The following is a 12,926-nucleotide window of genomic DNA, read 5'->3' as shown; positions in this document are numbered from 1 at the left end:
CACCCCTGTGGACAACGCCCTGTGGATAACTCGCCCGCACCCCACTTGAGCAGGGCAGACACGGTCGAAGACCAGGCGAGAGCGTGAGCGCGCGACCTGCGACCCCGCACCGCCAGGGAAGCGTCGGCAGACCCGCCGCACGCCCGCGACCCGCCGCACGCCCGAAGCCCACAGCCCACAGCCCACAGCCCACAGCCCACAGCCCACAGCCCACAGCCCACAGCCCACAGCCCACAGCCCAACGAGACCCGAACCCGACGGAGATCCGCACCGCCCACTCGGCCGGGCCCGCCCGAGCCCAATCGAGCCCAGCCCAGCCCAGCGGCCAGCTCCAGCCCCGCCCCCGCGCACGGCACGCCCCCGCTCCCCGCGCCCCGCCGCGGGCCACCGTCACCCGGGGTAGACCGGCCCCGTCCCGTCCTTGCCGACCGTCTGCCACTGGCCTCCCGACGGCAGCCGCACGATGCCGTCGTCCGAGTGCGCGAGCAGCGGCTGCGTCTCGTCCTCGGACGCGGCGATCTCCTTCACGCCGGTCAGACCGGGCAGCGTCGCCCCGGCGCGTGCCGAACCGTCGCACTGCACGTACCGCATCTGCTGCACGCCCCCGGACTCACGCCCCACCACCACGAGGCGGCTGGGCCCCGCCCAGGACATGGCGGTGACCTCCTCCATCTGCGGGGCCGCCTCGCGCGGCTCGACGACGGAGATCTCCGGCCGCTCGTCCTTGCCCACCGTGCGCTCGACGCGGCCGATGCGCAGCGACGTCTTGCCGCCCTTCTTCACCAGGAGCGCGATGCGCACGCCGTCGGCCGACACCCGGATCGCCTCGATGTGGCCGTCCAGGCCCGACACCCGTACCCGGACCGGCTCGCCCTTGCCCTGCCCGAGCCAGAGCAGCCGCCGGTCCCCTGGATCGCGGTCGGCCACCCACAGGTCGCCCCGGCCGTCCCAACTGGGCGTGGACAGGCCCTGGTCCGGCGTCTTGGCCCGTGAGCGCACCCCGGGGCCGCCGAGCGTGCCGCCGACCAGGGACGCCGTGTACAGCCTGCGCCCGTCGTGCGACACCCCGGCCGCGCGCACCTCGTTGCGCGACACCGCCACCGACCGCAGCTCCTGCTCGGGATGGCCGAACGGCCCGGACACCGGCTCGGGCTTGGCGTTGCTCCCGGCGTTGCCCGGCATCCGTACCAGCCGCCGCTTCTCGTCGACGTAGTACTGGTACGACGGGCGGTTCGCGCTGCGGGGCGACGCGACCGTCTCGGCCTGGTCCTTGCCGAGCACGCAGAGCTGCGAGCCGCTCTCCCGCTGGAGCTCCACCTGTTCCACCCCGGAGGACGCCAGGTCCTGGAGGGTGAACAGCAGTTGCGCCGCCATCTCGGTGCACCGCTGCCGGTCGACCTGGCCCACCCGCTCGGCCAGCGGCACGACCAGCTTGTTCTTGTCGTCCGGAGTCAACGACCCGGCGTCCGGGGCCAGTGCCGTGCTGGAGTTGAACCGCGAGGTGACCACCGGTCCCAGCCAGTGCGTGGGCCCGTCGATGAGCGACTTCACGGTCTCCGTCAGCGGATCGATGCGCTGGCGTACGTAGATGGGGTCCGCGACGAGCGCCTTTGGCCCGCTGTCGCGGCCGCCCGCCCCGGGGGCGGCGAAGTAGTACTTGTTGACCGCCTCGTAGTTGCGCTCGAAGTCCGACTCGCCGAGCACGACCCCCTTGGGCAGCCGGTCGATGCGCCACACCCGGCCGTTGGGCCCGTTCTGCTGCGAGAGGTGCACGGTCTCCGCGTACGCCCGCTCGTCGGGCACGTACGCGTGCTGCTTGTTGACCGTCGCGACCTGGCGCCCGGTCAGCGAGTACGTCCGGCCGCCCCCGCTGTCGTTGCCCAGGTTGTCCGCGACCGTGTTCGGGCCGTCCGCGAGCACCGTGGTGGAGTGCTCCGGTTCCCAGGTGGCGGACGCTTCCTTGGTGAGGTACTTGCGGGCGATCGCGAAGTCCGGGTCGTCGCTGGTCAGCGCCTCCAGGAAGCCCTGGACGATGTCCACGGCCCGGGCGTTCTCGGCCGGCGGCATCGCGTACACGCGCACCTGGGACTGCGAGTCCGGCCGCTGCGAGGCGTCGACCTTCTTCAGGTTCCCCTCGTCGGGCATGGAGGCGCAGCCCGCGAGCAGCGTCCCGCACGTGGCGAGCACCAGGCAGGCCCGCAGCGGGCGCCCGCGCCCGATCCGTTCAGCGCCCACGCGAGGCCCCCTCTTCCGCACCGGCGCCCGGCCCGTCGCCACTGCCCGCTCCCGGCTCGTCGTCCAGATCCTCACGCCGCACGGCGCCTTGGCCATCCCGCACGGCGTCTTCGCTGTGCCGCACGGCGCCTTCCCTGTGGCGTACGCCGTCCGCGCCCCGCGCGTCCTGCCGTACGCCGTCCGCGTGCTGCGCACCCTCACTGTGCGGCGCGCCCCGGCCCGGCGTCGGCGCCGGACGCGTCGGGCTCCCGTTCGTACTTCCCGTGTGTTCGTCCGCACTTCCCGTGTGTGCGTCCGTACTTCCCATGTGTTCGTCGCCGGGCACCGCGGACTGGCGGGGCACCACGCGTGCGCCGTTGCCCGGAAGTGCCGCCGGGTCCACGTCCACGGTCGCCACGTGCGCGTGGCGCGGCGCGATCGGCGCCTTCGCCGGTACGGGCGGAGGCACCCGCTCCGGGGGCTGGTGAGGCACGGTGGCCCGCTTGCCGCCGCCCCCGCGCGGCAGGCCCGCCGCGTCCAGGCCGCGGTGGCGCCGCGAGTCGTCCGGTTCGAGCGGTATCGGGGAACCCCGCAGCACCTCGTCGGCGGTGCGCGGCAGTGTCAGGCGGAACTGCGAGCCGCCGCCCGGCTCGCCCCAGGCCTGCAGCCAGCCGCCGTGCAGTCGCGCGTCCTCCAGGGCGATGGACAGGCCGAGGCCCGTACCGCCGGTGGTACGCGCGCGTGCCGGGTCGGCCCGCCAGAAGCGGCTGAACACGCGCGTGGCCTCGCCGGGCTTCAGCCCCACCCCGTAGTCCCGCACGGCGACGGCGACCGCGCCGCCCGCCGCCGCGAGCTTGACCACGACGTCCTTGCCCTCGCCGTGCTCCACGGCGTTGACGACGAGGTTCCGGAGCACCCGCTCGACGCGCCGCGCGTCGGCCTCCGCGACGACCGGCTGCTGGTCTCCGACGACCCGTACGCGGGTCCCCTTGCGCTCGGCGAGCGGCTCGGCGCCGCCCACGACCCGGCGGACGACCTCGCGCAGGTCTATCGGCTCGGCCTCCAGGGCGGCCGCGCCCGCGTCGAAGCGGCTGATCTCCAGGAGGTCGCTGAGCAGCGACTCGAAGCGGTCGAGCTGGTCGGCGAGCAGCTCCGCGGAGCGCGCCGTCACCGGGTCGAAGTCCTCGCGCGCCTCGTGGATGACGTCGGCCGCCATCCGTACGGTCGTCAGCGGCGTACGCAGCTCGTGCGACACGTCCGACACGAACCGCCGCTGCATCCGCGACAGCTCCTCCAACTGCTGGATCTTGAGCTGGAGGTTCTGCGCCATCTTGTTGAAGGCCTCGCCGAGGCGCGCGATGTCGTCCTCACCGGTGACCTTCATCCGCTCCTGAAGGCGCCCGGCGGACAGCCGCTCGGCGATCCCGGCCGCCATCCGCACGGGCGTGACGACCTGCCGCACGACCAGCCAGGCGATGGCCCCGAGGAGCACCACCACGAACAGCCCCGCCGTCGCGAGCGTGCCGCGCACCAGGCTCATCGACTCCTCCTCCTGCGTGAGCGGGAAGAGGTAGTAGAGCTGGTACGAGTCGCCGTTGAGGTCGCTGAGCTGCTTGCCGATGACCAGGCCGGCCTGCGACGCGCGGTGGTCGATGAACTTGATACGCGTGTTGCTCTGGTAGGCCAGCGTGCCCTCGCCGACCTTCTCGCGCACCTCTTCGGGCACGCTCTGGATCGGGTCCACACCGCCGGAGGCCCGGGGTCCGCGGACGCTGCCGACGTCGCCCGTGTTGGCGCTGAGCGTCACGACGTAGAACGCGTTCTGCCCACCGCTGGCGAGCTGTTCGGCCAGCTCCGACATCCACACGGCGGCGTTCTGCGCGGTGGGGCCGTCCGTGCCGTCGCCCTGGGGGGAGACCTGGCGCGCGGAGTTGGCCTTCTCCTGGGCGACGCGGAAGCCGCCGTCGGCCTGGCTCTGCGAGGCGTTGACCTTCGCCTTGAGCAGGCCGTTGCTGACCGAGCTCATGACGACGAAGCCGAGCAGCAGCACCACGCCGAGCGACATCAGCAGCGTCGTGACGACGACCCGGAGCTGGATGTTGCGCCGCCACAGCCGCATGACGGGCAGCAGTGGGCGCCGTACCCAGCGCGTGAAGAGCCGCAGGAAGGGGCTGCCCTGCACGCCGCCCTGCAGCATCCGGCCGCCGTCGACCAGGGCCCCGAACCGGGACCCTCGCCGCGGCGGCCGCACAGCCCGCCCCGGCCGTGCTCCCGGGTCGCCGGGCGCCGGAGCGGAACTGTCCCGCGACATGTCAGCTCGGTCCGGCCTTGTAACCGACGCCACGGACGGTCACCACGATCTCGGGACGCTCGGGGTCCCGCTCGACCTTGGAGCGCAGGCGCTGCACGTGCACGTTGACCAGGCGGGTGTCCGCCGCGTGGCGGTAGCCCCACACCTGCTCCAGCAGCACCTCGCGCGTGAACACCTGCCAGGGCTTGCGGGCGAGCGCGACCAGCAGGTCGAACTCCAGCGGCGTCAGCGCGATGGACTGGCCGTCCCGCTTCACGGAGTGCCCCGCCACGTCGATGACCAGGTCACCGATGGCGAGCTGCTCCGGGGCGGGCTCCTCGGACCTGCGCAGCCGCGCACGGATGCGCGCCACCAGCTCCTTCGGCTTGAACGGCTTGACGATGTAGTCGTCAGCCCCCGACTCGAGACCCACCACCACGTCCACGGTGTCACTCTTCGCCGTGAGCATGACGATCGGAACGCCGGACTCCGCCCTGATCAGGCGGCACACCTCGATGCCGTCCCGACCCGGCAGCATCAGGTCGAGCAGTACAAGATCAGGCTTTGCCTCCCGGAAAGCGGCCAACGCCTTGTCGCCGTCGGCAACGAACGACGGCTCGAAACCCTCACCACGCAGCACAATCCCGAGCATCTCGGCCAGTGCGGTGTCGTCGTCGACGACAAGGACTCGTCCCTTCATGCCTGACATCATCCCATTAGCTAATCGTTACCTGGCGTGACCTGGCACACAGCTCGGCAAGGCCCTCCCTCGTCACCGGCGACACGACGCCCTCCTCCGTCACGATCGCCGTCACCAGCTCCGGAGGCGTCACGTCGAAGGCGGGGTTGTAGGCCTGCGTCCCCAGGGGGGCCACCGGAATCCCGCCTCCCGCTTCCACTCCCGTCACCGGTACGAACGGCACTGTGACCTCCGTCACCTCGTGTCCGCCCCGCTGCTCGACCTCGATGGAGGCGCCGTCCGGGGTCTCCGGGTCCACGGTCGTCACCGGCGCCACCACGATGAACGGCACGTGGTGGTAGCGCGCGAGCACCGCGAGCGGATAGCTCCCCACCTTGTTGGCCACCGAACCATCGGCCGCGATCCGGTCGGCGCCGATCAGCACCGCGTCGACCTCGCCGCCCGCGAACAGCGACCCCGCCGCGTTGTCCGTGAGAAGGGTGTACGCCATGCCGTTGCGCGCCGCCTCGTACGCCGTGAGCCGGGCGCCCTGGAGCAGCGGCCGCGTCTCGTCGACCCAGAGCCGGCGCAGCCGCCCCACGCGGTGCGCGGCGAGCGCCACCGCGAAGGCCGTGCCCTCGCCGCCGGAGACCAGGGCCCCGGTGTTGCAGTGCGTGAGGACGCGGTGCCCGCCGCCGGGCAGCAGCTCGTCGAGCAGCGCCAGGCCGTGCGCCGCCATCCGCCTGCTGGCCTCGGCGTCCTCCTGGTGCAGCGCCCGCGCGGCGGCCAGGGCGACGCGGGCCGCGTCCGTCGCGTCGGCCCCCGCCGTCACCGCGTCGCGGTACGCCGCGTGGGCCCGGCGCACGCCGTACGCGAGGTTGACGGCGGTGGGCCGCGCGTTCGCGAGGGCGTCGGCGGCCTCGTCCACGTCGAAGCCGCGCGCCGCGGCCAGCGCGACGCCGTACGCCCCGGCGATGCCGAGCAGCGGCGCCCCGCGCACGGCGAGCGTCCGGATCGCCTGCACCAGGGCAGGCGCGTCCGTGCACACCAGCTCGGTCTCCTCACCGGGCAACCTGGTCTGGTCGAGCAGGACGAGCACGGGACCTTCGGGCGGCTCGTCCCAGCGGATCGCGCGACTCGTGGGGACAGCGGGACTCGTGGGTTCGCCGGGCCCACCGGGCCCCGGAGAGGTGGTCGAGGCCACCGGACCGCCTGAGGGTGTCGATGGTGTCGATGGTGCCGGGGGTGATGGTGCTGGGGGCGCGGGTGTCGCCGGGTGCACTGGAGGTGCCGGGGACGCAGGTGATGCCGGAGATGCCGGTGCTGCTGGAGGTGCCGCGGGTACAGGAGTCGCGGGAGCGCCCTCCGGGACCTCGGGTTCCCTCGCGGGCGGTGCGGCGGCGCCGGGGGGCGGTGCGGCGGCGCCGGGGGGCGGTGGGGTGGTGCCGGGGGGCGGTGGGGTGGTGCCGGTGGGCGGTGTCGGCCGTACGTCCTCGCCTGATTGCGCGTACTGATCAGCCATCCGCCCAGTCTGCCCGGTACCCGTCGGACAATAGAAGGTGTCCAGCCCGGACAGCGCACGGTCTCCATGCCCCCGTGCCTGGTCCCCGGGCCACCCCACCGTGGCACGATGGCAGCCAACCTGCCCCCGCGTCCGCGGGCGGGCACTGTGAAGGAGCGACGATGAACGACACTCCGGGCTGGGCCTCGCCCGGATCTGCCCCCTCCGACGGACCCGGCCCCGGCGAGGAGGGATCCCCCGCGCCCGAGGACCGGCCGAGCGGTCCTTCCTCGAAGTGGTCCAAGGAGCAGCCGCCGCCCGCCCAGTGGTCCGCGCCCGGCGCCCCCGGCCCCGGCCAGAGCCCGCCACCGCCCGCGCCGCCCGGCCAGGGCTGGGGCGGCGCCCGGCCCGGCGGCCAGGGTGGCCCCGGAGGTCCAGGCGGCCCCGGAGCCCCGGGCGGACCCGGTGGCCCCTACAGCGGCTGGGGTGCGTGGCAGGGCCCGCCGCCCGCCGCCAAGCCCGGCGTCATCCCGCTCCGCCCGCTCGCCGTCGGCGAGATCCTGGACGGCGCGGTCTCCACGATGCGCACGCACTGGCGCACGGTGCTCGGCATCTCGCTGACCGTCGCCGTCGTCACCGAGCTGCTCGTCGTCCTCCTCCAGGGGCTCGTCCTCAACGACGCCGCCGACACGGAGGCCCTCGACGACCCGAGCGCGACGGTCGGCGAGGTGACCCGCGCCCTCGGGGACACGCTTCTGAGCTCGGGCGTGGTCCTCGTCATCACCCTGCTCGGCACGATCGTCGCGACCGCCCTGCTGACGATGGTCACCAGCCGCGCCGTGCTCGGCAGGTCGGTCACCACGGCGGAGGCCTGGCAGGACTCCCGGCCGCTGCTGGCCAAGCTGCTCGGCCTGACGCTGCTGCTGCCACTCATCGCCGTGGGCATCGTCGCGGCCGGCACCCTGCCCGGCGTCCTGATCGCCGCCGCCGGGTCCACGGACGCCGGTGTGAGCCTCGCGGTCCTCGGCGGACTCGCGGCGGGCGTCGTCTCCATCTGGCTGATGGTCCGCCTCTCGCTCTCCTCCCCGGCGCTGATGCTGGAGAAGCAGGGCGTGAAGAAGTCGATGAGCCGGTCCGCGAAGCTGGTGCAGCGCTCCTGGTGGCGGGTCTTCGGCATCCAGTTGCTCGCCGCGGTCATCGCGAACGTCATCGCGTCGATCATCGTCATTCCGTTCACCGTCGTCGCGGGCGCGCTCAGCGGTGACAGCGTGTCCAGCCTCCTGGACAGCGGCACGGGCGACGTCGGCTGGACCTTCCTGATCATCAGCGGCGTCGGCCAGGTGATCGGCTCCATGCTCACCTTCCCGATCACCGCGGGCGTCACCGTGCTCCTCTACATCGACCAGCGGATCCGCCGCGAGGCCCTGGACCTGGAGCTCGCCCGCGCGGCCGGCGTCCCGGGCCACGGCACCTCCGACGCGCCCGGCAGCACCTCCGGGAGCTGATGCGGTGACCTGGGCGGGGACAGTTCTCCACCGGCTCGGCGCTGCCGTCCTGCCGCCGCACCGCGGCTTCGGGACGGCACCGCGGCCGGGCCACGGCCCCGGCGCGGCACCGACAGGTCTCGGTACGACGCCTGCAGACCTCGGCACGACGCCGACAGGCCCCGGCATGACGCCGGCAGACCTCGGCACCGCACCGGCGGACTTCGGCACGCCACCGCCCCTGACGCCCCACACCGCCTTCAGCGCGGCCCGGGCCCTGCCCCGCACCGGCGACGAGCCTCCGCTGACGATCCCGCGCGGCCCCGCACGCGAGGCGGCCGAGCGCGAGCTGTCCAAGCCGACGTACCACGAGAACGACCCGAGCCTCCTCCAGCGCGCCCTGAACCGCTTCTGGGAGTGGGTCGACGACGTGTTCGGCGCCGCCTCCGGGGCCGCCCCGGGCGGCGCGCTCGGCCTGCTGGTCATCGTCGTCGCCGTGGCCGCCGTCATCGCGGCCCTGTGGTGGCGCCTGGGCACCCCGCGCCGCGCCGGGGCCCCCTCGGCGGCGCTCTTCGACGACCGCCCGCGCAGCGCCGCCGAACACCGCGCGGCCGCCGAGGCACACGCCGCCCAGGGGCACTGGAACCAGGCCGTCCAGGAGCGCATGCGCGCCATCGTGCGCTCCCTGGAGGAACGCGCGCTCCTCGATCCACGCCCGGGCCGCACGGCGGACGAGGCCGCCGCGGAGGCGGGCCGGGCCCTGCCCGCGCACGCGGACGGGCTGCGCTCCGCGGCCCGGGAGTTCGACGACGTCACGTACGGCGGACGCAGCGCCGACCCGGCCGCGTACCACCGCCTCAGCGACCTCGACCGGACCCTGGACCGCGCCAAGCCCCTGCTCAGCACCGCCGCCACCCGCTCCCCGGGAGCCGCCGGATGACGGGCCCGACACGCCCCGCGGACGCGCCGGGCAACGACACCTCGACCTCTCGCAACGACACCCCGCCCCCTCGCAACGAGACCGCCCATGCCCGCGAGGGCACCGCGGCCGCCCGCGCCGAGGCTCCGTCGCAGCCCTCCCCCACGCCCGCCGGCGCTCAAGAAGGCGCCCCTCCGCCTGCCGGAACCTCCCTCTCCGCCACCCCCCGCCAGCTCTGGACCCGTGCCCGGGGCCTCGCCCTCGCCCTCGTCGTACTCCTCGTCGCTGCCGTCGCCATCGCCACCGTCCGCTCCGGCGACCGGCACGGGCGCCTGGACCCGCGCTCCGCCGACCCCTACGGCAGCCGGGCCGTCGCCCAGCTCCTCGAGGACCGGGGCGTGACCACGCGCGTGGTCACCACCACCGAGGAGGCCCGGGCCGCCGCGGGCCCGGACACCACGCTCCTGGTGGCCGACCCCGACGTCCTCACCGACCGCCAGCGGTCCCGCCTCCGCGACGCCATCAAGGACTCCGGCGGCCGTACCGTCCTGGTCGCCCCGGACGGCTCCTCGGTCCCGGCCCTCGCACCCGGTGTCTCCGCGGACGCTGCCCGCAGCCTCGACTCCACGCTCTCCCCGCGCTGCTCGCTGCCCGCCGCCCGCCGCGCAGGCACCGCCGACGTCGGCGGCATCCGCTACGAGACGCTCGCCCCCGACGCCGACTCCTGCTACGTCAACGACGGCCTGCCCAGCCTGGTGCGCCTCCCTGCCGCCGACGCGCGCGGGGGCACGCCCGGCGACACCGTCGTCCTCGGCGCCCCCGACATCCTCCACAACGACCGTCTCGACGAGCACGGCAACGCCTCGCTCGCCCTGCAACTGCTCGGTTCCCGCCCCCACCTGGTCTGGTACCTCCCCTCGCTTTCCGACGACGCCGTCGACGACAGCGCCGACGAGGGCTTCTTCAACCTGATCCCCTCCGGCTGGCTCTGGGGCACCCTGCAGCTCACCCTCGCCGCCGTGCTCGCCGCCTTCTGGCGCGGCCGCCGCCTCGGGCCCCTGGTCCCCGAAAAACTCCCCGTCGCGATCCGCGCCTCCGAAGCCGCCGAAGGCCGCGCCCGCCTCTACCGCAAGGCCGACGCCCGCGACCGCGCCGCGACCGCTCTGCGCTCCGCCACCCGCACCCGTCTCGCCCCCCTCGTCGGCGTCCCCACCGCCCGGGCCCATACGCCCGAAGCGCTCCTGCCCGCCCTGACCAGCCGTCTCCGCACGCCCGGCCAGGACCTGCGCCCCCTCCTCTTCGGCCCGCCGCCCGGCGACGACGCGGCACTCATCGCCCTCGCCGACCAACTCGACGCCCTCGAAAGTGAGGTACGTACTTCATGATGGACCCGACCACTGACAACGCCGGGAGCTCCGACCGCGCCCGCTCCTCCCTGGAGTCCCTGCGCACCGAGATCTCCAAGGCCGTGGTCGGCCAGGACCCCGCCGTCACCGGCCTCGTCGTGGCCCTGCTCTGCCGCGGCCACGTCCTGCTCGAAGGCGTCCCCGGCGTCGCGAAGACCCTCCTCGTGCGCGCGCTCGCCGCGTCCCTCGAACTCGACACCAAGCGCGTCCAGTTCACCCCCGACCTGATGCCCAGCGACGTCACGGGCTCCCTCGTCTATGACGCCCGGACCACGGAGTTCTCCTTCCAGCCGGGCCCGGTCTTCACCAACCTCCTGCTCGCCGACGAGATCAACCGCACGCCGCCCAAGACCCAGTCGTCCCTGCTCGAAGCGATGGAGGAGCGCCAGGTCACCGTCGACGGCACCCCGCGCCCCCTCCCCGAGCCGTTCCTCGTCGCCGCCACCCAGAACCCCGTCGAGTACGAGGGCACCTACCCGCTGCCCGAGGCCCAACTGGACCGCTTCCTGCTGAAACTGACGGTCCCCCTGCCCGGCCGCGACGACGAGATCGCCGTGTTGCGGCGCCACGCGGAAGGCTTCAATCCGCGCGACCTGCGCGCTGCCGGCGTGCGCCCCGTCGCGACAGCCGCCGATCTCGACGCGGCCCGCGCCGCCGTCGCCAAGACCGCCGTCTCCCCCGAGATCACGGCCTACGTCGTCGACATCTGCCGCGCCACCCGGGAGTCCCCGTCGCTCACCCTCGGCGTCTCCCCGCGCGGCGCCACGGCGCTGCTGTCCACGGCTCGCGCCTGGGCCTGGCTGACCGGCCGCGACTACGTCATCCCGGACGATGTGAAGGCCCTCGCCCTGCCCACGCTCCGCCACCGCGTACAACTGCGCCCCGAGGCGGAGATGGAGGGCGTGACCGCCGACTCCGTCGTCACCGCGATCCTGAACCACGTCCCGGTGCCCCGCTGATGGCTCCGACCGGCCGCGCCGCCCTGCTGGCGGCCCTGGGCTCCCTCCCCGTGGGCATCCTGGAGCCCAGCCTGACCGGCCTGCTCGCCGTCAACGGCTCCCTGGCCCTGGCCTGCGCCTGCGACTACGCCCTCGCCGCTCCCGTACGCCGCCTCGGCCTGACCCGCTCCGGCGACACCTCCGTGCGCCTCGGCGAAGCCGCGGACATCCAGCTCACCGTCACCAACCCCACTAACCGCCCCTTGCGTGCCGACGTCCGTGACGCCTGGCCGCCCAGCAGTTGGCAGCCCGGAACGGAGACCGCCGCAGCCCGGCACCGCCTGACCGTCCTGTCCGGCGAGCGCCGCCGTCTCACCACTCGCCTGCGCCCCACGCGCCGCGGTGACCACCAGGCGGACCGCGTCACGATCCGCTCCTACGGCCCCCTCGGTCTCTTCACCCGCCAGGGCGGCCACCGCGTCCCCTGGTCGGTACGTGTCCTCCCGCCCTTCCTCAGCCGCAAGCACCTGCCGTCCAAGCTGGCCCGCCTGCGGGAGCTCGACGGCCGCACCAGCGTGCTGCTCCGCGGCCAGGGCACGGAGTTCGACAGCTTGCGCGAGTACGTGCCCGGGGACGACACCCGCTCCATCGACTGGCGCGCCACCGCCCGCCAGTCCTCGGTGGCCGTGCGCACCTGGCGCCCGGAACGCGACCGTCACATCCTGATCGTCCTGGATTCGGGCCGCACCTCCGCGGGCCGCGTCGGCGACGCTCCCCGGCTCGATGCCTCGATGGACGCCGCGCTCCTCCTCGCAGCCCTGGCGTCCCGCGCCGGCGACCGGATCGCCCTTCTCGCGTACGACCGTCAGGTACGGGCCCTGGTCCAGGGGAAGGCGGCGGGAGATGTCCTGCCGTCCCTCGTGAACGCCCTGGCCACGCTCGAACCGGAGCTCGTCGAGACGGATGCCCGTGGCCTCACCGCCACGGCTCTGCGCACGGCTCCCCGCGGCGCACTGATCGTCCTGTTCACCAGCCTGGAAGCGGCTCCGGTGGAAGAGGGCCTGCTCCCCGTACTTCCACGTCTCACGCAGCGCCATACCGTTCTGGTCGCGTCCGTCGCGGACCCTCACATCGCCGCAATGGCCGCGGCCCGAGGGACCACGGACGCGGTCTACGACGCCGCAGCCGCCGCCCAGGCCCAAGCGGAACGGCACCGTACGGCGGAGCAGCTCACCCGCCACGGTGTCACCGTCGTGGACGCCACCCCTGACGACTTGGCCCCGGCACTGGCCGACGCCTATCTTTCCCTGAAGGCAGCAGGCCGCCTCTAGAAGCGTCCTCGCTCAGGCCCTGGCCTCGACCAGCGACGGGTACCAGAGCAAAAGAACCCCATAACGCAGAAAGCCCCCGTGCCATTCGGCACGGGGGCTTTCCCATCACATTTAGTTCGGCGGCGTCCTACTCTCCCACAGGGTCCCCCCTGCAGTACCATCGG

The 12,926-nt window shown here is 74.0% G+C and carries 9 protein-coding genes; 5 read left to right on the top strand and 4 right to left on the bottom strand.

Translation table 11 applies throughout. The features are described 5' to 3' along the window. Positions 1-390: 390 nt before the first annotated feature. From IE330_RS22335 to mtnA, 4 genes are read right to left on the bottom strand one after another with little or no spacing between them, the layout of a single operon-like run. Positions 391-2,235 (bottom strand): LpqB family beta-propeller domain-containing protein, encoded by a 1,845-nt coding sequence (locus IE330_RS22335; RefSeq protein WP_229925832.1) that lies wholly within the window; start codon positions 2,233-2,235, stop codon positions 391-393. Beyond that, the gene (mtrB, locus tag IE330_RS22330; RefSeq protein WP_190137868.1) at positions 2,225-4,525 is read right to left on the bottom strand and encodes an MtrAB system histidine kinase MtrB; all 2,301 of its coding nucleotides are present in this window, start codon (positions 4,523-4,525) and stop codon (positions 2,225-2,227) included. The genes IE330_RS22335 and mtrB overlap by 11 nt, the downstream gene beginning before the upstream one ends. A 1-nt stretch (position 4,526) precedes the next feature. Continuing rightward, complete coding sequence (gene mtrA / locus IE330_RS22325; protein ID WP_189176211.1) at positions 4,527-5,216, bottom strand: two-component system response regulator MtrA; 690 nt, start codon at positions 5,214-5,216, stop codon at positions 4,527-4,529. 4 nt (positions 5,217-5,220) lie between these two features. After that, positions 5,221-6,312, bottom strand: coding sequence for an S-methyl-5-thioribose-1-phosphate isomerase (gene mtnA, locus IE330_RS22320; RefSeq protein ID WP_190137888.1), 1,092 nt, complete (start codon positions 6,310-6,312; stop codon positions 5,221-5,223). A gap of 554 nt (positions 6,313-6,866) precedes the next feature. Between mtnA and IE330_RS22315 the strand changes: the two genes are divergently transcribed. From IE330_RS22315 to IE330_RS22295, 5 genes are all read left to right on the top strand, one after another. Further along, a complete protein-coding gene (locus IE330_RS22315) occupies positions 6,867-8,189 on the top strand; it encodes a hypothetical protein (protein ID WP_190137867.1) in 1,323 nt (440 codons plus the stop codon). Positions 8,190-8,355: 166 nt separating this feature from the next. Next, positions 8,356-9,108: a DUF4129 domain-containing protein gene (locus IE330_RS22310; RefSeq protein WP_190137866.1), complete on the top strand. Its 753-nt coding sequence runs from the start codon at positions 8,356-8,358 to the stop codon at positions 9,106-9,108. Then, positions 9,105-10,472 (top strand): DUF4350 domain-containing protein, encoded by a 1,368-nt coding sequence (locus tag IE330_RS22305; protein WP_190137865.1) that lies wholly within the window; start codon positions 9,105-9,107, stop codon positions 10,470-10,472. Before IE330_RS22310 ends, IE330_RS22305 begins: the two co-directional genes overlap by 4 nt. Beyond that, positions 10,472-11,452: an AAA family ATPase gene (locus IE330_RS22300; protein ID WP_373314704.1), complete on the top strand. Its 981-nt coding sequence runs from the start codon at positions 10,472-10,474 to the stop codon at positions 11,450-11,452. Before IE330_RS22305 ends, IE330_RS22300 begins: the two co-directional genes overlap by 1 nt. Continuing rightward, a complete protein-coding gene (locus tag IE330_RS22295) occupies positions 11,452-12,762 on the top strand; it encodes a DUF58 domain-containing protein (protein WP_190137863.1) in 1,311 nt (436 codons plus the stop codon). The genes IE330_RS22300 and IE330_RS22295 overlap by 1 nt, the downstream gene beginning before the upstream one ends. Positions 12,763-12,926: the final 164 nt, after the last annotated feature.

The organism is Streptomyces longispororuber, from assembly GCF_014656095.1.
Classification (GTDB): Bacteria; Actinomycetota; Actinomycetes; order Streptomycetales; family Streptomycetaceae; genus Streptomyces; species Streptomyces longispororuber.
This window is presented reverse-complemented; position numbering and strand designations above follow the sequence as displayed.